At 43.1% G+C, this 18812-nt stretch carries 24 protein-coding genes; 8 read left to right on the plus strand and 16 right to left on the minus strand.

The genetic code is table 11. From position 1 onward, the window contains the following. Window positions 1-112 precede the first annotated feature (112 nt). From LWH95_RS09555 to LWH95_RS09580, 6 genes are all read right to left on the minus strand, one after another. Entirely contained in the window at window positions 113-898 is a 786-nt protein-coding gene (locus LWH95_RS09555) for a class I SAM-dependent methyltransferase (RefSeq protein ID WP_148983097.1), read from the minus strand. Between the two features lie 41 nt (window positions 899-939). Further along, the gene (brxA, locus tag LWH95_RS09560) at window positions 940-1374 is read right to left on the minus strand and encodes a bacilliredoxin BrxA (RefSeq protein ID WP_225516703.1); all 435 of its coding nucleotides are present in this window, start codon (window positions 1372-1374) and stop codon (window positions 940-942) included. A gap of 107 nt (window positions 1375-1481) precedes the next feature. Then, window positions 1482-3158 carry a dihydroxy-acid dehydratase gene (gene ilvD, locus LWH95_RS09565; protein ID WP_148983096.1) on the minus strand — a complete coding sequence of 559 codons (1677 nt, stop codon included), beginning with the start codon at window positions 3156-3158 and terminating at the stop codon, window positions 1482-1484. Window positions 3159-3444: 286 nt separating this feature from the next. Then, the gene (locus tag LWH95_RS09570) at window positions 3445-4578 is read right to left on the minus strand and encodes a conserved virulence factor C family protein (RefSeq protein WP_133487177.1); all 1134 of its coding nucleotides are present in this window, start codon (window positions 4576-4578) and stop codon (window positions 3445-3447) included. Window positions 4579-4637: 59 nt separating this feature from the next. Continuing rightward, entirely contained in the window at window positions 4638-5255 is a 618-nt protein-coding gene (locus tag LWH95_RS09575; RefSeq protein ID WP_133487175.1) for an HD domain-containing protein, read from the minus strand. Between the two features lie 13 nt (window positions 5256-5268). Then, entirely contained in the window at window positions 5269-5751 is a 483-nt protein-coding gene (locus LWH95_RS09580; RefSeq protein WP_133487173.1) for a glutathione peroxidase, read from the minus strand. A 338-nt stretch (window positions 5752-6089) separates the two neighbouring features. Between LWH95_RS09580 and metA the strand changes: the two genes are divergently transcribed. From metA to cspD, 4 genes are all read left to right on the plus strand, one after another. Then, window positions 6090-6995, plus strand: coding sequence for a homoserine O-acetyltransferase MetA (metA, locus tag LWH95_RS09585; protein WP_119913946.1), 906 nt, complete (start codon window positions 6090-6092; stop codon window positions 6993-6995). A gap of 230 nt (window positions 6996-7225) precedes the next feature. Continuing rightward, window positions 7226-8374 carry a diglucosyl diacylglycerol synthase gene (locus LWH95_RS09590; protein WP_004397915.1) on the plus strand — a complete coding sequence of 383 codons (1149 nt, stop codon included), beginning with the start codon at window positions 7226-7228 and terminating at the stop codon, window positions 8372-8374. Window positions 8375-8455: 81 nt separating this feature from the next. Further along, entirely contained in the window at window positions 8456-8602 is a 147-nt protein-coding gene (locus LWH95_RS09595) for a hypothetical protein (RefSeq protein ID WP_133487171.1), read from the plus strand. A 15-nt stretch (window positions 8603-8617) separates the two neighbouring features. Next, complete coding sequence (gene cspD / locus LWH95_RS09600; RefSeq protein ID WP_003153604.1) at window positions 8618-8818, plus strand: cold-shock protein CspD; 201 nt, start codon at window positions 8618-8620, stop codon at window positions 8816-8818. 43 nt (window positions 8819-8861) lie between these two features. Here cspD and degR read toward each other — a convergent pair whose 3' ends face one another. Next, complete coding sequence (gene degR, locus LWH95_RS09605; RefSeq protein ID WP_004397939.1) at window positions 8862-9044, minus strand: transcriptional regulator DegR; 183 nt, start codon at window positions 9042-9044, stop codon at window positions 8862-8864. 155 nt (window positions 9045-9199) lie between these two features. Between degR and LWH95_RS09610 the strand changes: the two genes are divergently transcribed. Further along, window positions 9200-9469 (plus strand): DUF2564 family protein, encoded by a 270-nt coding sequence (locus LWH95_RS09610; protein ID WP_004397942.1) that lies wholly within the window; start codon window positions 9200-9202, stop codon window positions 9467-9469. Between the two features lie 28 nt (window positions 9470-9497). Here LWH95_RS09610 and LWH95_RS09615 read toward each other — a convergent pair whose 3' ends face one another. Further along, a complete protein-coding gene (locus tag LWH95_RS09615) occupies window positions 9498-9680 on the minus strand; it encodes a zinc-finger domain-containing protein (protein WP_004397944.1) in 183 nt (60 codons plus the stop codon). Then, window positions 9673-10353, minus strand: a complete 681-nt coding sequence (locus tag LWH95_RS09620) for a ribonuclease H family protein (protein ID WP_232919480.1) — start codon at window positions 10351-10353, stop codon at window positions 9673-9675. The genes LWH95_RS09615 and LWH95_RS09620 overlap by 8 nt, the downstream gene beginning before the upstream one ends. Before the next feature lie 82 nt (window positions 10354-10435). Between LWH95_RS09620 and LWH95_RS09625 the strand changes: the two genes are divergently transcribed. Genes LWH95_RS09625 through sspL form a run of 3 tightly spaced genes read left to right on the plus strand, consistent with a single transcriptional unit; the run spans window position 10436 to window position 11692 of the window. Then, entirely contained in the window at window positions 10436-11125 is a 690-nt protein-coding gene (locus tag LWH95_RS09625; protein WP_004397946.1) for a queuosine precursor transporter, read from the plus strand. Continuing rightward, window positions 11125-11523: a reverse transcriptase-like protein gene (locus LWH95_RS09630; protein ID WP_232919416.1), complete on the plus strand. Its 399-nt coding sequence runs from the start codon at window positions 11125-11127 to the stop codon at window positions 11521-11523. Before LWH95_RS09625 ends, LWH95_RS09630 begins: the two co-directional genes overlap by 1 nt. 40 nt (window positions 11524-11563) lie before the next feature. Then, window positions 11564-11692 carry a small, acid-soluble spore protein L gene (gene sspL / locus LWH95_RS09635; protein WP_004397949.1) on the plus strand — a complete coding sequence of 43 codons (129 nt, stop codon included), beginning with the start codon at window positions 11564-11566 and terminating at the stop codon, window positions 11690-11692. Between the two features lie 8 nt (window positions 11693-11700). Here the strand turns inward: sspL and exnP are convergent, their stop codons facing one another. The 7 genes from exnP to bpsA form a co-directional block, all read right to left on the minus strand. Continuing rightward, complete coding sequence (exnP, locus tag LWH95_RS09640) at window positions 11701-12591, minus strand: 5'-3' exonuclease (RefSeq protein WP_232919417.1); 891 nt, start codon at window positions 12589-12591, stop codon at window positions 11701-11703. 100 nt (window positions 12592-12691) lie between these two features. Further along, on the minus strand, window positions 12692-12838 hold the full coding sequence (locus LWH95_RS09645; protein ID WP_003230761.1) for a hypothetical protein: 147 nt from the start codon (window positions 12836-12838) through the stop codon (window positions 12692-12694). Window positions 12839-12912: 74 nt separating this feature from the next. Then, window positions 12913-13170, minus strand: a complete 258-nt coding sequence (locus LWH95_RS09650; RefSeq protein ID WP_004397958.1) for a YpbS family protein — start codon at window positions 13168-13170, stop codon at window positions 12913-12915. 64 nt (window positions 13171-13234) lie between these two features. Continuing rightward, a complete protein-coding gene (locus tag LWH95_RS09655) occupies window positions 13235-16816 on the minus strand; it encodes a dynamin family protein (protein WP_232919418.1) in 3582 nt (1193 codons plus the stop codon). Window positions 16817-16990: 174 nt separating this feature from the next. Then, on the minus strand, window positions 16991-17080 hold the full coding sequence (gene fbpC / locus LWH95_RS09660) for a Fur-regulated basic protein FbpC (RefSeq protein ID WP_100069434.1): 90 nt from the start codon (window positions 17078-17080) through the stop codon (window positions 16991-16993). Between the two features lie 70 nt (window positions 17081-17150). Then, entirely contained in the window at window positions 17151-17657 is a 507-nt protein-coding gene (gene bpsB / locus LWH95_RS09665) for an alkylpyrone methyltransferase (protein WP_004397961.1), read from the minus strand. A gap of 3 nt (window positions 17658-17660) precedes the next feature. Continuing rightward, window positions 17661-18758: a type III polyketide synthase gene (bpsA, locus tag LWH95_RS09670; RefSeq protein ID WP_232919419.1), complete on the minus strand. Its 1098-nt coding sequence runs from the start codon at window positions 18756-18758 to the stop codon at window positions 17661-17663. Window positions 18759-18812 lie beyond the last annotated feature (54 nt).

The raw sequence follows: 18812 nt of genomic DNA on the forward strand, positions 1-18812 counted from the left end.
GAAAGGAGGCTTTCCGCATGATTGACGCTTTGTTTGCCACAGTTTCACTCTTAACATTGTTATACTTTGTCGTCATGGAAGTCACCGATTAACAGAAAGCCCGTGAGAGTAGTCACGGGCTTGTTTTACTTGCAACTTGAATAACGCCATAATGAAACAGTGCTGTTTTTCTTTTCATGACGTGAAAACCAAACTGTTCAAATCGCGGGCTTTTCCAGTGGTCTTTTAGCACTACGCTTTTTCTGGCAGCGCGCACCGCTTCTTTGATACACCCTTCATGAAAAACTAAATCCTCTGCCAAATCCCGTAAAGGTGCGATGCCGTCAGATGTCTCTACAGGCTCATGAAACATTGGATCGAAATAAATTACATCAACAGAGTCGTCAGGAAGCTGCTTGATATATTCAAAGCAATCCCCATTCTCCACTTGGATTCTTCTCATTGCAGCTTGAAGCTCTTCTATGTCCGTTTCCCATGAATGCAGTCCCGTCCTCACCAAAACGGATACAAGTTGGGTTTTTTCGATCCCAATCACAGAGCCTGTTTCGCCTACTGCCATACTTGCGATAATGGCATCCGAACCCAGTCCGAGTGTGCAATCTAAAAACGTATCCCCTTCCGATAAACCAGCTGCCCGAAGCATCGGCTCTTTCTCCCCCCGTAAGAAGCGTTTGGCTCTAAACATCGCTGTATTCGGATGAAAAAAGAATTTGGCACCTTGTTTCGTATAAAGTTCAAACCGCTCTTTGCCGACCACAAGCAAATCACGTTCAGCTGACTTCAGCAGGTTTTCAACGGTTTGTTTATTTCGGCCGCAATATGGCATGCCCAGCTCTTTAGAAAGCTGCTTTGCGGTTTTTATGGTGTGTTCAGTCGGTCTATAGCTTGTTGTTATCATCTTCTATACTCCCAAAAAGAAAATGCCCGGAAAACGGGCATTTAGCAGTGTGCATCGAAGGCAGCGGTCAAATTTTTCATGATCTCTTCCATATCGTGTCCTTCAATTTCATGACGCGGAATAAAATGTACGACTTCTTTGCCTTTCAAAAGAGCCATTGACGGTGAAGAAGGCTCCTGGCCAGTAAAATACTCACGCATTTTTGCAGTAGCTTCTTTATCTTGGCCCGCAAATACAGTCACCGTATTGTCAGGTGTTTTATCGTGCTGGAGGACTGCCTGTGTTGCCGCAGGACGCGCAAGGCCTGCCGCACAGCCACACACAGAGTTAACCACTACAAGAGTTGTGCCCTCTGCCTTTTCCATAAAGTTTTCTACTTCTTCCGCTGTTGTTAATTCTTCAAAACCTGCTCCAGTCAGCTCGCGGCGCATCGGTACGACAAGCTGGCGCATGTATTCTTCATAAGCCATTGACATAAAAAAAGCCCCCTCTATTATCCTTCATCTGATGTAAAGGATACTATAGAGAGGGCCGGATTTCAAATGTTCACGACTTAAAATAGGAGAAAGTGATTCCCCGCTGTCTAGATTTTCATGATACCGCCGGTGTTGGCGCTTGTCACCAGTTTAGAATAACGCGCCAAGTAGCCGGTTTTGACCTTAGGTTCAAAACCTTTCCAGTTCGCTTTCCGTTTTTCCCATTCTTCCTCTGGCACTTGTACATCCAAGATACGTTTTTCAATATCAACGATGATATGATCTCCGTTTTCAACAAAGGCAAGCGGTCCTCCCTCTGCGGCCTCTGGTGAAACGTGGCCGATCGAGAGGCCTCGAGAGGCTCCGGAAAAACGTCCGTCCGTAATCAATGCCACTTTTGGTCCGAGTCCCATCCCAACGATCTGAGAAGTAGGCGCCAGCATTTCCGGCATTCCAGGTCCGCCTTTTGGCCCTTCGTATCGGATGATGACGACGTCGCCTTCTTTTACTTTCCGGTTGATTATGCCGTCAAGCGCCTCATCCTGAGAATCAAATACGACAGCCGGACCTTCGTGTCTCGTAATTCCGTTCTGTACGCCGCCCGTTTTAATGATAGCGCCGTCTGGAGCCAGATTGCCAAATAAAACAGCAAGGCCGCCCTTTTCAGTGAATGGTTTATCCAGCGGATGGATGACGTCAAAATCCTTCACTTCATGTCCGGCAATGGTTTCTCCAAGTGTTTTTCCTGTAACAGTCAGCGCGTCTAAATGAAGCGCTCCTTCTTTCTTGGAAAGTTCATTCAGTGCCGCTGACACGCCGCCCGCTTCATGAAGATCTTCAATAAACACATCTGATGCAGGAGCCAGCTTGGCCAAATGCGGCACGCGCTCAGCGACTTCGTTAATGCGTTCTAAAGAGTATTCAACGCCGGCTTCGTTTGCTAGAGCAAGCGTATGAAGAACGGTATTTGTTGAACCGCCGAGCGCCATATCGAGTGCAAAGGCGTTATCAATCGCTTTTACTGTGACGATATCACGCGGTTTGATATCCTTGCGAATTGTTTCCATTAATTGCGTAGCCGATTTTCTGACAAACTCTTTTCGTTCCGGTGATGTCGCGAGAATGGTTCCATTACCCGGCAAAGCTAGTCCAAGTGCTTCGGACAGACAGTTCATTGAGTTTGCTGTAAACATTCCAGAGCAAGACCCGCACGTTGGGCATCCGAATTGCTCTAGTTCTTGAAGCTCGTTTTCATTGATTTTTCCGGCTTGGTAAGCGCCTACCCCTTCGAATACTGAGGAAAGGGAGATTTTGCGCCCGTCACTTGTTCTTCCTGCCGCCATCGGCCCGCCGCTGACAAAAATCGTTGGAATATTGATGCGCATTGCCGCCATAAGCATTCCCGGCGTGATTTTGTCACAGTTCGGAATACAGACCATTCCGTCAAACCAGTGCGCGGATACGACTGTTTCCACAGAATCCGCGATGATTTCACGGCTCGGCAGCGAATACCTCATACCGATATGCCCCATCGCGATGCCGTCATCTACTCCGATGGTATTAAATTCAAACGGTACGCCCCCGGCTTCTCTGATTGCTTCTTTTACGATTTTCCCAAACTCCTGCAAGTGAACATGACCGGGAACGATATCAATGTATGAATTACAAACCGCAATAAACGGTTTGCCGAAATCCTCTTCTTTTACACCTGCTGCACGAAGCAAACTGCGGTGCGGAGCTCTATCGATTCCTTGTGTGATCATGTTACTGCGTAATTCTGCCATGGTGATCCTCCTAAATACTTTCAATTGTTAGACTGGATTTTATTTTAACAATTTTCAGTTTATTTGTGGGCTATTTTTGCAAAAAGATAAAATACAGGCCGCCCTCGCCTTAATTGTTTCCTTCATGTTTTTATATTTATATAGTTTTCTGTCGATGTAAACCCTCCAACTATTAATATTGTTACTTACTATAAATAGTTTTCGGGCATTTTTCAACAATATTCGAAATAATTTTTATAAAAAGTGAATTCACAAAAAAAGGTGCATGATCTGCACCTTTTTCTTTCTATTCTCCTTTTTTTCTGCTCTCTGTCATTTGTTTCCAAACCGAACCTTTTGCTTCTTCTCCATGCTCAATACGCTCAAGCGCCATTTTCACTTGAAGGCTGACCTCAAATTCGGGATCATCTTCGGCAGCGCGCAAAGCTTCAATTGCACTTTCATCGCCGACTTCGTACAGGAACATAGCCGCACGCCAGCGAACAAGCTTGCTGGAGTCGCTTAACGATTTGATCATAGCAGGAATGGCTTGAGGGTCGCCGATATCAGACAGGCAGTCTCCGGCCGTTCTTCTCACTGAGACAGCTTTGTCCTCAAGTGCCTTATACAATAAAGGAAGAACATCAGGTGTTTCAATCATCCCTAAATACACAACAGCCTGTCTTCTGATGGACACCTTGGGATCATCCAATGCCTTCTGTAAAACCGGGATATCCTCCTCTTTCGGATCCATCTGCTCGAGATGTGCATAACGCTTTTTCCAGTCCTCATCATCCAGCATATCAAGCGTTACTTTATACGCTTTGCGCTGTACAGCTTGTTTTGCTTCGCCCTTTCCCTGAGCTGCTGCTTCTGTCAGCCGTTTCAGCCGTTCATCACTGTATGCGGCCTGAAGCTCTTCTGTCACGTCATGACCGATTTCATTAAAGTCGCCGAATCTGACGCCTTGTTCTTTCCAGGCCCGCTCAAACACAACATTTGAAGCTTCAGACCTGAGTTTTAAGATCGCCTGCTGAAAGCGTTCAGGTAACCCGAAGCGCTCTTCCCGCTCCCCATCCGTCAATTTGACCTGCATAGGAATGCCGCTGAACATCTGCACAAAAACTTTCACCTCTCCAAAAGACTCTTGGTCAGAGCGATTTTCTTCTGCACTTTCAGCACTTTCCATCCCAAATGCAGAGCGGACTTGCGGTAAAATGTCTTTCCAGTCGTATCTTGCGTTCCGTTCAACAGCAAGAAAATCAGCGACGTGGTAGACACCTTTAACCCCTTTTATGTTAAGGATTTCCGCTATAACAGGCGGTGCGCCTTCTGCTTGATCCGGTTTATAGTTATTGCTTTTGCCCGCCGGAAGCTCTTCCGTTAAGATGACCTTCATTGTATTCGGGCTTGGGGTAGGTTCAATTGATTTTATCTTCATGATCGTCCTCCTATAGCATATCTGTGACTTATTCTATCATAGTCACAGCAAGCCTTCTATTACGACGTTTTGGCATCAATCCCGGGTATGTCTTTTTCTAATTGGCGGACAAAATGGAGCATAAAATCATGTCTTTCTTCTGCCAGTTCCCGTGCGGTGTCTGTATTCATCATATCTTTCAGCTGCAGCAGCTTATCAAAAAAATGAGCGTAGGCGCTTTGATCATCTCCATAAAGGCTGTAGCCTTTTGCGCCCGCAAACATAAAAGTTCTCGCAATACCGACAGCACCGATCGCATCAAGCCTGTCAGCGTCCTGTACGGCTTTCCCCTCAATTGAGAGCGGCTCTTCCGCCAGCTTTTCCCTGTCCCGAAAGGACATCCTTGTGATAATATCAACCACTCTGTCAGCAGCCTCTATTCCAACTCCGAAAGAAACGAGCTGGTCATAAACTTCACTCACTGAAAGCCTGACCGTGTCAGGCAGCTTGACATCAATTAAATCATGAACCAAAGCCGCCGTTTCAACAATGAACAAATCCGCATTTTCCTTTTCTCCAATATACACAGCAAGATCTGCAACTCTTGATACATGATGCCAATCATGTCCAGAGCTTTCGCCGGTAAGGACAGATTGAACCCATGTCCTAATTTGCTCTGTCTGCTTCAATTCCTTCACAAAAACACCCTCTTTATTGCCCTAATAGGTTCACGATAACGTCTTCCAGCTCTTTCGGATTTGTATTGGGAGAATATCGGTCAACGATTTCTCCATTTCTGTCCACTACAAATTTTGTGAAATTCCACTTGATCGCCTTAGTTCCCAGCATCCCTTTCGCATGCTCTGTCAAATACACAAACAGCGGGTGGGCATTTTTCCCGTTTACTTCTACTTTTGAAAACATAGGAAACGTAACACCGTAATTTGTTTCGCAAAAATCCTGTATGTCTGCCTCGTCACCAGGCTCTTGGTTCATAAATTGATTGCAGGGGAACCCTAAGATCTCTAGGCCCTCCTGCTGATATGTATCATATAACTCCTGAAGCTGCTTCAATTGCGGAGTAAAACCGCATTTACTCGCTGTATTCACGATCATCAATACCTTTCCGGCAAAAGGCTGAAGTGTCATGTCTTTCCCTTTTATTGTACGTACCTTCATATGATATATAGACATGTAAGTCCCTCCTATGTCCCTAGTGCTGATTATTTTACCTTTTTTATATCTCAATTCAAAATGCAAACATCATTTATCAGAACTCTTAAGAAAAGAGTCAAATGAACCTTAAATTCATGCGGCTCATTTTTTATCTTATCATTCTATAAAACATTACATTTACCTTCTTAGATACATCATGGAAAATCATTTTACAGTGAAACCAAAAGGCGTATCTATGCGTTTTATTTAAAGAGTTTTCCGTTGTTTCCCCATCAACCCTTATAGATAGATTGAAAATTGGCGTGAAAATTCCTATAATGAAGAAAATTAAACGGGGAAATGATGGAGGTGGCACGTTGCCTATTAATATACCAACACACCTGCCGGCAAAACAGGTGCTTGAGAGTGAACATATATTTGTAATGGATGAAAGCAGAGCATTTCATCAGGATATCCGGCCGCAAAAAATTATCATATTGAATTTGATGCCGAAAAAAATCCAAACAGAGACTCAGCTTCTCAGATTGCTTGGAAATTCGCCTTTACAGGTTCATTTTACATTTTTAATCCCAAGCACACACACGCCGAAAAATACTGCAAGAGAACACCTTGACGAATTTTACACGACTTTTTCCAATATCCGTCACAAGAAGTTTGACGGCATGATTATCACCGGTGCGCCGATCGAGCATTTGGCGTTTGAAGAGGTTTCTTATTGGGAAGAGCTCAAAGAGATCATGGAGTGGAGCAAAACGAATGTCACTTCAACCTTGCATATTTGCTGGGGCGCTCAAGCAGGTTTGTACTACCATTACGGTGTGGAAAAAATTCAAATGCCGAAAAAGATCTTCGGTGTGTTCGAACATTCCGTTCTTGCAAAACACGAAAGATTGGTAAGAGGTTTTGACGAGCTATACTACGTGCCGCATTCCCGGCATACAGATATAAATATGGAACAGCTTCAAGCAGTGCCCGAGTTAAATATTCTATCCGCATCAAAGGAAGCTGGGGTTTGCTTAATTGTGTCAAAAGACGAAAAACAAGTCTTTTTAACAGGGCACCCCGAATATGATACAAATACGCTTCTTCAAGAGTATGAAAGAGATCTGGAGCGAAACCTTTCTACTGTCGAGGCGCCTAAACATTATTTCGCAAAAGACAGCGAAGAGCCAGTGAATCGCTGGAAAGCGCATGCGACATTATTGTTTATGAACTGGCTGAATTATTACGTTTACCAAGAAACTCCTTACGAATGGGACTAATTTTTCTTTTTTTAGTGATACGCTGAGCAAAAAATATGATAAAATACATCTGATTCAGTCTGCGTATAACAAAAATTTAAAATACTGGAATCCAAATCATTTAAAATTAGCTTAATTTTTTCACTGCATTAATAATTCAATTATGTATTTGTGTTATGTTTATGTATAGACAATAACTCCTTACGATGCATGAAGCTTGCTTGTTGTTGATTACATTGAGGTGAATTTACTTGAATACCAATAAAAGAGTATTAATTTTGACTGCAAATTACGGAAATGGACATGTGCAGGTAGCCAAAACGCTTTACGAGCAATGTGTACGTCTCGGCTTTCAGCATGTAACAGTTTCTAATTTGTACCAAGAGTCAAATCCGATTGTTTCAGAGGTAACTCAGTACCTTTATTTAAAAAGCTTCTCAATCGGGAAACAGTTTTATCGTTTGTTTTATTACGGAGTTGACAAAATCTATAATAAACGTAAATTTAATATTTACTTTAAAATGGGTAATAAACGATTGGGCGAACTTGTCGAGGAACATCAGCCCGATATTATTATTAATACATTTCCGATGATCGTCGTGCCGGAATACAGACGCCGAACAGGAAGAGTCATCCCTACCTTCAACGTTATGACTGATTTTTGCCTTCATAAAATTTGGGTTCACGAAAACGTGGATAAATATTATGTGGCGACAGATTATGTGAAGGAAAAACTGCTGGAGATCGGCACTCATCCAAGCAACGTGAAAATCACCGGAATTCCAATCAGGCCGCAATTTGAAGAATCCCTGCCGGTGGAGCCGATATATAAAAAGTACAATCTTTCACCAAACAAAAAAGTGCTTCTTATTATGGCAGGCGCCCACGGTGTTCTAAAGAACGTAAAAGAGCTGTGTGAAAATCTTGTCAAAGATGATCATGTGCAAGTGGTTGTCGTGTGCGGGAAAAATACGGCTTTAAAGGAATCTTTAAGCGCGCTTGAAGCAGAAAACGGTGACAAATTAAAAGTTCTTGGCTATGTGGAGCGCATCGATGAGCTGTTCCGGATCACAGATTGCATGATTACAAAACCTGGGGGCATTACTTTGACAGAAGCAACTGCCATCGGTGTGCCTGTCATTCTGTACAAACCCGTGCCTGGCCAGGAAAAAGAAAATGCAAACTTCTTTGAAGATCGCGGAGCTGCCATTGTCGTGAACCGTCATGAAGAGATTCTCGAGTCAGTCACTTCCCTTCTCGCAGATGAAGATACCTTACAGCGCATGAAGAAAAACATTAAGGAGCTTCATTTAGCAAACTCCTCTGAAGTGATCTTAGAGGATATCCTGAAGGAATCAGAAATGATGACATCCAAACAAAAAGCCAAAGCGCTATCTTAATGATGTTCATAGAGAGCACACGAAAATCGTGTGCTCTTTTTATTTATATTCACCTATCTATAAAAGCGGTTACATTTTTTTGTGAAACTTGCCCTTCTTTTAAAAAATAAGCAGTTTCGCAACTTGACGGGTGCTCCCAGATGGTGTATAGTTGAACCATCATTTAACAATGAATCAACGTTAAATGATGACAAAATTTTTTTTAGCACACGGGTGCTACAGTACTAGGAGGAATTAAGCAATATGCAAAACGGTAAAGTAAAATGGTTCAACAACGAAAAAGGATTCGGCTTCATTGAAGTTGAAGGCGGAGACGATGTATTTGTTCACTTCACAGCTATCGAAGGAGAAGGATACAAATCATTAGAAGAAGGACAAGAAGTTTCTTTTGAAATTGTCGAAGGTAATCGTGGACCTCAAGCTTCTAATGTTGTAAAACTCTAAACTCAATACATGACGACAAATAGAGGAGAGGCATTTGCCTCTCCTATTTGATTTTCATCTGAATTTCAATAGCCAAAATATTTTGTTTGCACCTCTGTTCAATCTCTGCAACATGCTTTTCCATTGACGGCTTCCCTTTTTTCGCGATATCCGCCAGTTCTTCTAAATCACTGTATATTTCTATAAATGTTTTGTGAAGGATCGACTTCAAGTCTTTATCATCCATAGCTGCGTTCCCCTTCTCTTCCAAGATACCCCAAATAGTAAATCAGACCTATTTATTCTGGTTCAATAGTTATATCGGCTTATTTTCATTTTATTTTCTATTTTGGTACATAAATTTCAAAAAAACTCTGCAAAATAGTTGCGGAGGTGTTTTTTGTGACATCAGAATTTCATAAAGAGGATCAGGCTGGATTTACTGATAAGCGGCAGCTGGAACTAGCGGTGGAAACAGCGCAAAAAACGACAGGAGCTGCGACGAGAGGCCAAAGCACAACATTAGTCGATTCCGCATACCAAGCTATTGAGGATGCAAGAGAACTGTCACAATCTGAAGAGCTGGCAGCTCTCGATGATCCTGAATTTGTTCAGCAGCAACAGCAGCTGCTGGATGATAGCCAGCATCAGCTTGATGAATTCAAAGAATAAAAACCGCAGCTTCTGCGGTTTTTATTCTTTAGTGATTGGTTAAAACATCGCCGTATGCTTTCAGCTTTTCACCAACCGTACATTTATTAATGCAAAATGAATGCGCATAGGTTTTGCCAAATTCCTTGCGAAATTGCTTCTTAATAAAACAATCCTTGCAGTATTCATCGTGCAGTTCTGTCAGTTCTTTAAAAATCATTTTCTTATCCAATATCGTCATCTCCGTTACGGTCTAATTTCGTGTGGCTTTCTACGAATTGATGGGATAGAATTTTTTTAGCGAGGCCGTCAGCTTCCTGGTTGTCTTTCCGCTGTATGGTTTCGTAGGTTGGGGTAAGCTTCAGCGATTCAATGAGTGCTTCTATTTTGTCCAGCCATTCATTATGCGACGGATCATAGCAAGGCCAGCTGCCGTCAAGCTGATTCAGCACAACAAGTGAATCCCCTTTGATCGTAATTGAATTTCTGCTTGCCCCAAGCTCTCTTACTTCTCTTATTGCTTCATATAGCGCCGCGTATTCAGCTTCATTATTGGTTTTCAGCCGGAAGCTTTTATTTTTTCTCAAGCGATGCCGGATTCCTCCCAATGAATAATAAATGACGATTCCGAGTCCGGCCAGTTCGCTCTCCTTATCGAAACTGCCGTCAAAATAAACAGTAATATCATCAGGCTCTTGAGCAAGCTCCTCGGTCAGCTTTTCCAATTCCTTCAGCGTCCAGCTGCCGCCTTTCTCGTCTTCAAACTCGAGCTCTTTCATGTATGGAAAACGGCCGAGTTCTCTGGCTAGCATACGTGCTTGCTGAGCAGTCAGCCAGTCTTCACCCAAAAATGAGACGGATCCCGTCCCTTTTGCTTCTATTTTCATATGCGGTCTGAGCTTCATTACGATCACCTTACCATTCATTAGTTGCCGGGCTTGTGCTATAATCAAACCAATCTAATCCCGGAAAGGAAGCTTTTTCATTTTGTTTAATAATTCGTTTTGGATCATTTTTGCGATCATTCATTTTATCATTGTTCTTTTATTTTATAAAGGATTTGGCAAAATGGGACTGTTTGTTTGGATCGGTTTTGCGACAGTCTGCGCCAACCTTCAAGTCGTCAAGACAGTCGAACTGTTTGGCTTAACAGCAACGCTCGGGAATGTGATGTACGGCACAATCTTTTTTGCGACAGATGTACTGAATGAAAAATACGGACCGGCTGAAGCTAGAAAAGCGGTATGGCTCGGATTCTCAACGCTCCTGACGCTGACATTTGTCATGCAGGGCGTGCTGCTTTTTGAACCGGCTTCCAGCGACATATCACAAACTGCGCTGGAAACGATTTTCGGATTCCTTCCACGAGTCGCGTTAGGAAGTCTGCTTGCCTTTATCTTCAGCCAAACGCTGGATGTTTATGTATATTCGGCAATTAGAAGGATATTTCCTTCTGATCGGCTTTTATGGCTCAGAAACGGCGGCAGTACAGCAGTCAGCCAGCTATTTGATACACTGATATTTACTGGTGTCGCTTTTTTCGGCATTTATCCGGCAGGCGTTTGGCTTCATATTTTTATTTCTACATATTTGATTAAGTTTGCGGTATCTTTGATTTCCTTGCCTTATGCTTATGCAGCGAAAAAAATGATACCGAATGATGAAAGGAGTTCATAATGCCTACAGAAATTTATGTAGACGGCGCAAGCGCCGGTAATCCCGGGCCTTCCGGTGTCGGCATTTTTATCAAACATGAAGGAAAAGCAGAATCTTTCTCTATTCCAGTCGGAATGCATACAAACCAGGAAGCGGAATTTCTTGCATTAATTGAAGGGATGAAGCTATGTGCAAAGCGCGGGTATCAATCTGTTTCCTTTCGAACCGATTCAGATATTGTGGAACGGGCCGCTGAGTTTGAAATGGTCAAAAATAAAACATATCACCCGTATGTGGAAGAAATCATCCGATTAAAAGCGGCCTTCCCTCTTTTTTTCATCAAATGGATACCGGGCAAGCAAAACCAAAAAGCCGACCAGCTGGCAAAAGAAGCGATTCGGCTGAATGATAAGAATTAAATCTCGATCAATGGTCATCCTAATGACGAGGTGAACAAACATGAAAAAGAAAGATAAAGGCCGGCTGACCGGCGGTGTGACTCCGCAAGGCGACCTGGAAGGTAATACACATGACGACCCTAAAACAGAGCTTGAGGAAAGAGCCAAAAAAAGCAATACAAAACGCTAGAGAAGATCTTACACGATCTCTCTAGCGTTCAGCTTTTCGAGCATACGCTCAATTCCTTTGATTTGGTGGCGGCGAAGCATGTCAGCCGCCTGCTCCATTTGCAGTGTAAATAGAGCGTCTTTCAGTGTGCAGACCAGCGGAACAGAGCAATGAATTTCCGCAAGCTTCCTCGACATCTCCAAATCGCTCAAGCCTTGCTGAATTTTCCCCTGCTGCCCCTTCGGAAGCAAAGAAAGATTTTCTAATAAACGGTCAATCGTTTCGTATTCACGAATCAGTTTGTAGGCTGTTTTTTCTCCAATCCCTTTGACGCCAGGATAGTTATCACTGGAATCACCCATAAGCGCTTTAATATCAATCAAAGCTTTCGGCAGGACGCCTGTTTCTTCATAAAAAGTCTCTTTTGTATAGACTTTATAATTTCCGATTCCTTTTTGGAGCAAGGCCACACTCACTTCATCCGTTAACAGCTGAAGTAAATCTCTGTCCCCTGTTACGATCGTAATGTCAGCTTCATTGGCAAATAAATCGGCAAGAGTTCCGATACAATCATCCGCTTCATACCCGGCAAAGCCGATGTTCATAATCCCAAGCTCAGCGGCCGCTTCCTTTGCCAAATCAAACTGCGGAATAAGCTCTACAGGCGGTGCGCTGCGGTTCGCCTTATAATCTTGGAACAGGTCATTTCGATACGTTTTGCTCCCCATGTCCCAGCAGCAGACGACATGTGTCGGCTGGAATGTTTCCACAGCTGTGATCAAATGCTTTAAAAACCCGTTGACGCCGTTCGTCGGCACCCCGCTGTCATTTATCATAAAGTTGCGATGCACGGCCGTGGCAAAAAACGCCCGGAATAAAAGAGCCATGCCGTCAACTAGCAATAGTTTATTATTATTCATAAGATAACTCCCTTTTCTTTCATTCTTTCTATTTTACCATAAAGCAGCCCAAAAATAAAAAACAGCATCTCTTTGATTAGAGATACTGTTTTGTGTATCATCAGTCGTTGTGTCTTTTGTTGCTGGCGATCAGCTTTTCAGCTTCGCGTCCTGCGTAAGAGTCAAAATGGGTTTGAAATCCGTTTTTCTTTTTGGCATTGTTATTCGCCTGTGCATTTCTGTTTCCCAGCTTTGTTCTGCCCAACATGAATCCCCCCTTACGTCGGATACACATAGTATATGCTTCCGGCAGGAGATTCACTCGCGACAGGATCATCCAGCTTACATACGGCTTACGTATTCTCTGACCATTTCCGTTGATACAAGGCGTCTTGTCGGTACGATCCCTTTTTTGGCGAGCTGATTGATCTGCTCGGTAATTTCATTAATCGCATCTGTAGTAAAAGGCTCATCGTTTTTGCATTTTGAAACCGCTTCTTCAATGGCCAGTTCACGCATGTTTTCAAGACGCATAAATGCTTTGATATGCTCGTGCTGTTTTGATGAATGTGCTGAAATTGCTTTATGTACCTCTGACATGAATCGTTCATCTCGCTTTTTTCTATTTAGTCTATCATGACTTGAAATACAAGCCAACTGAATTTTACATTTTTATTGTATTGTCTGATCTTTGCCAGGAGATGCATGCCTGGTATGCCTTTTCAATTTCTTTCGCATGTTCCCCTTGCCCATATCCTCCTAAATACGTATCTTTTTGATCCTTTATTTGTGTCATTGCTTTTTCAGCCATATCTTCCTGCAAGCGCCTGAGGTGATCTGTGTAATGAGAGATAAGGCTTTCTTCTTCATTTTTCACCCAATCCTCTGTGATTTTCGTGAGCTTCATCCGTACAGCTTCGATGAAGGCCGCTTTTCCTTTTTGTTCAAAAAAGTGCTTCGGTGATTTGACCTCTTTTTGTTCCTGCTCGAAGGCACGTACATCTATTTTCGGTTCAACTTCCTTCAGCTGTATGCCGGTCGAATGCTGATCACCCGCATAAATGGAAAAATAACCGTCCGCGTTTAATGTTTTTTGAAAGCTTTCCAGCCACTCTTCGGTGATATGCCGCTCGATGAAACCGCTCATACGAACATCAAGTGTTTTGATTTCCTGAACATATTCAAACTGATACTCATGTAAGGCGGTTTTCATTGCCTTCCCGACGTTCTTTTTCCAATCCCCGTTCTGAAGCCCCGGATGAAATGCTGATTTTAGTAAATCATTCGCAAAAAAAGATAATCGCTGTGTTATGTGATAAAGCTGCTCTCTTGTATCTTTTTTTACCTTCTCAATGATGGTTTCTGAGTTCCGCCGTTTCTCGATTTCGGCTGCTGTCCGCTCAAATGACAGCATAAGGCGCTGTTTCTGCGCTTCCTTTTCTTCCTTGGACTGATGCTGTGATTGGTGAAGCTGGAAAACAGTTTCGCATAGTTTGTCTGCTTCCGAACTGAGCTGTGCAGTTGCGGCTTTTTTTACATCAACTTCGATAAACCGGTCTAAGTGCGTTCTTACTTTCGGGAACTGGTTATAAAATGATTCCGATTTTCCCAGCAGTTCCTCCTTACTTGATACGGTAAAGAGCTGCGGACTATGAATCCCTTCTTTTACAAGCTCTGTGCTGACATAATCGGTCACTGTTTCCAGCTCTGATTTATCTTTCGCAAGGTCTGCTGCATTAATGACGAAAAACATTTTATCCATGCTGAGCGATTCTTTCACCAGCCCCAACTTGCGCAAAAACGAACGGTCTCCTTTCGAGAAGGAGTGCTGATAATAGGTCATATAAAAAAACGCATCGGCATCTTTAATATATTGGAACGCCAGCTCTGTATGCCGTTTATTCATGCTGCTCGCGCCGGGCGTATCGACGATTGTAATCCCTTTTTCAGTCAGCGGGCATGTATAATAGACCGTTACCTCTTTCACAGCGCAGGCCGTTGCCTCCTCTGCTACATACGGCTTTAATTCAGACAGCGGAATCGTTAATTTCTTTTGTTCCTGTATATATTGCTGATACTTTTCGTATGCAAGCAGGAAGTTGCTGATTAATTTAATGTGTTCTTCCTGCATCCGGCTTTTTTTGACTGCCTTTTCCCACTTCTCTGTGAAAGAACGGCCTGTCGGTTCTTCTTGTATCCCGGTGAGCTGCAAAATGTCAGCCGTTATGTCATCCTCCGTCTTAAACACCACATCCGCTGTTTTGTTGATGTTGCCATTGGCTGGTTTTGTGATTTTGTTAATTGTGGCTGTGGTTGGCGTTGGTGAGGACGGTAGCACCCTTTCGCCGACAAGCGCATTGGCAAATGATGATTTCCCCGAGCTGAATCCTCCAAAAAGCGCAAGTGTAAATTTCCGTTCCTCAAGCCTTTTAATCCTTTCCCGAAAGGCTGAGGTTTGCTTTGACAGCATGCTATACTCGCCTAAACGGTCAGATAATCTGTAAAAACGTTTGATCTGGTCTTGAAGCGGCAGTTCTTGCTCCATTTTGATTTCTGGTTTCTGTATTGGCTGCTGTGTCTGCTGGCCTTGACTTCGTTTCTGTTCTGGAGCGGCCACTGTTTTTTTCTTCGTTTTAAACCAGTCAGTGTCTATGTGCATTGGGCATGCAGACTCTTCTTCCCAAATGGCCCATAAGCGATCGGCTTTCTCGCGGGCATTATTCTCTAAACGGGCCTGTTCTTGGAGAAGGACAAGTTTTTCTGATTCCTGAATGAGCCGGCCATTGATCGTTTGCACGTCTTCGGAAACACGCTCTTTCACCATCGCGGCCAGCGCCTTTATGATGTCTGCCGCTTCTCTCTTCGCCTCTTTGCGGATAAGCTCTGCCAAGTCTTTTGTATATTGCAATACATATTCAGAAGAAAAAGCTGCACCATGCTTGACCGCGCGTTCAATGATGTCAATTTCAAGCGGAGTGCGATAGGCCTGAATCAGCTTTTCACTTTCAGCTGCATGAACATCAAATGCCTTAGCGAGTTTATGGAACGTGTCTATCATATGCCAATCCGCTTCGGCCTCTGTTCGTTTTGTCACATCAGAGAATAAAGCATTCCGTCTTCTATCTCTTTCCTGTGCAGTTTTTGCTTTAGAAAAGAAAAAGCCGGTTTTAAAAGAAGGCTCTCGCGATTCTAGAAATGCAGCTGCCAATTCACGCATTTCAAAAGGCGTCAGGTTGGCGTTTTTTAAAATTCGATTGATTTCTTCCTGCATCCTGTTTTCTGCCTCAGTCGCTTGTTTTGCCGCCTCATCCAATTGATTACCCAGCGATTGGACCAGATCGGTTTGTGTATCAAGCTGTTCAGCAAAGCTTGGACCGTCTGTTTCGTCTTTCAAAAGCATTTCGGTATGTTCCTTCAGCAGATTGCGGACTTTTTGTTCTGTTAAAGCCTGCAAATTGCTTTTTGATTGCTGTTTTATTCTTTTTAATTCTTCTCTCAGGCTCCCAATCTGATTGAACGGGTGATTTGGTTCTGTTACTGACGTAAAATAAAGTGATTCCTTTGAAATGCCTTCATTGCAAAGCATCTCCTCTACCTGTGCTTTATAGTCTTCAAAGTGTGTCTCCTTCTCATCATGCCGGTCAATTTGATTAACGATAAAATACACATTCGGAATGCTTTCTTTTATCGACCTGAGAAACTTAACATTTTCCTCAGAGTGTACGTGATTATAGTGAACGACGTAAAACAGCGCATCCGCCTGATGGAGTATAGACGCCGCCGACAGAAAATGTGCATCATCTGTTGAGTCAATCCCGGGGGTGTCAATATACGCAACTCCGGAGTCGATCTCAGTATACCGGTCAAAAATTTCAACGCTTTCAATTTGCTCGCCGTCTTTGCAATATTGCTGCACCTTGTCTTTCTGATAAGCCCCCTTCAGCTCAGCGTATGCTCCGTCTGTTGTATGAAGCCGAACACGCTTTTCCCCGTTTCTGATCACAACAAGGTTAGCACTTGTCGGAATCGGGCTTGTCGGCAAAATATTTTCCATTAACAGGCAGTTCAGCAGTGACGATTTCCCCGCTGAATAATGCCCGGTAAATGCGATATAAACCTCTTCATCAGCCGCTTTTTTCATGACTGCTGCCAGTTTAGCAGCCCTTTGTTCATCTTGATTCTCGATGAATCGCTTATAAATTTCACCTGTTTTGTGCAAAAGCTCTTTTCTGTTATGTTCTGTCATAAATCTGAACCCCTTTGTGCCGTTTCAATTGTGAATCTTTTTCGAAAGATCTGAATACATTCCCTTTCATTTTACACAAGAATGAGCCAAATTTCTTTAAGAGAATAGAAAAAAGCCGCCATTACGGCAGCTTCTATAAAAGAAAATCTGCAACTTTGACAAGTTCCAGATTCATTAAACAGATTTATTAGAGATTCCTTTTAATACAAAACCAATTAATACACTATATGTACAAACCGCCCCAAGCAAAAACAGCATTGTCATTTGCTTCACCATCCTGATTGAGAATCTTTTTCAAATTCATTTTAACATGGCTGAGAATGATTTTCAATCGCTATTTTATGCTGTATTCCTCTAATGCTTTGTCTTCTGCACGAATTCTGACGGTTAACAAAACGGCATTTAAAATGGAAAACAGACACATGGTGACGTACGCTTGATATAGCAGCGGAATCAATAAGATTTCTAGTATAACAACGGTATAGTTTGGATGCTTCATCCATTTATAAGGGCCTTTTTTTACAAGCTCCACACCTGGAACGACAAGGATTTTCGTATTCCAATATGCTCCTAAGGAACAAAGCGCCCAATACCGCACTGCCTGCACGATTAAAATAACCGCAGCGATACCGATCCACCAGCTTGACGGCTGTTTGTTCATCAGCAGCACTTCCGCAATTAAAGACAGGAAAAAAAGGATGTGCATGATGATGATATACGGATAGTGGCTCTCGCCGAATTCGATCGCCCCTTGCTTCTTTACCTTTTGTTCATTTTGTCTGGCCACTGCCATTTCAGCTGCTCTTTGAGCAATGAGAATGGCGATTAACAACCAAAACATGAGTCAAGCCCCCTTTTCCCAGCTGAATAACAGCAGCTCTGATGAAAATCCCGGCCCTAATGCGCCAATCAGTCCCCGTTCTGCTTCCTTTTTATGTCCGTACAGCAGATGGTCTTTGATCACATACAATATTGTGGCTGAAGACATATTTCCGTGCTTTTGCAAAATGCTTTGTGCAGATGAAAGCTTTTCCGGTGACAGCTCGAGACTTTTGATGTATGCTTCAATCACTTTTTTTCCGCCAGGATGTGCAAAAAAAACACTGATATCAGTGAATGACAGCTGATGTTTGTCTAAAAAAACCTGTACATTTGTTTTGAGCCATTTTTCTACTAAAGTCGGAATATCTCTTGAGAAAATGACTTTGAATCCTTGATCTGTAAAGTCCCAGCCCATGACATCTTCTGATTGTTTCATCAAAACAGATTGGGAATCTGTTACCTTTGGCGCAAGCTTCAGTTTTGACATCCTGCGGTCTGCCTTCTCCCCGCATAATAAGGCTGCAGCAATGCCATCGCCAAAAAGCGAGGTGCCAATAAGATTGCTTTTCGTTTTATCTTCCGGCTGGAATGTCAGGCTGCATAGCTCAGCAGCAATGACGAGCACGAAAGCCTCAGGATATGCTTTGCAGTATTCGGCTGCGCGCGCAAGTCCGCTGGCCCCTCCTGCGCAGCCTAGGCCCCAAATCGGAATCCGCTTCGTATATGGAGAAAATGGAAGTTCATTCATGAGCCGCGCCTCGATACTCGGTGTGGAAAGGCCCGTGCTGGAGACGAAAAAAACAGCGTCCACTTTCTCATAAGGGATGGCTTCTTGAAAAAATCCAGGATGAGAGAGGCACTCGCGAACAGCCTCTATACTGTGCTTAAGTGTTTCTTCTATGTATATTTGATTTTTTTCTTCGAAGCTGTGACCCTCTTTATACCATTCAATCGGCTTGACAAATTGTCTCGATTGAATTTGCCCGTTTTTAAAGGAGGTTAACAGCCGGTCAATATCTTTAAAGGAATGCTGAAACATATACCGGGCAAACTCAGCCGCTTTCTCTTGGTTTACATCGTATGCAGGAAGACTTGTTCCGATGGATAAAATAAACGCCATGCGATCACCTCTATGCATACATTGTTCCGCAACGATCTTTTTTATATGCAAAAA

Origin of the sequence: Bacillus sp. G16 (genome assembly GCF_021282335.1) — a bacterium.
Classification (GTDB): domain Bacteria; phylum Bacillota; class Bacilli; order Bacillales; family Bacillaceae; genus Bacillus; species Bacillus inaquosorum.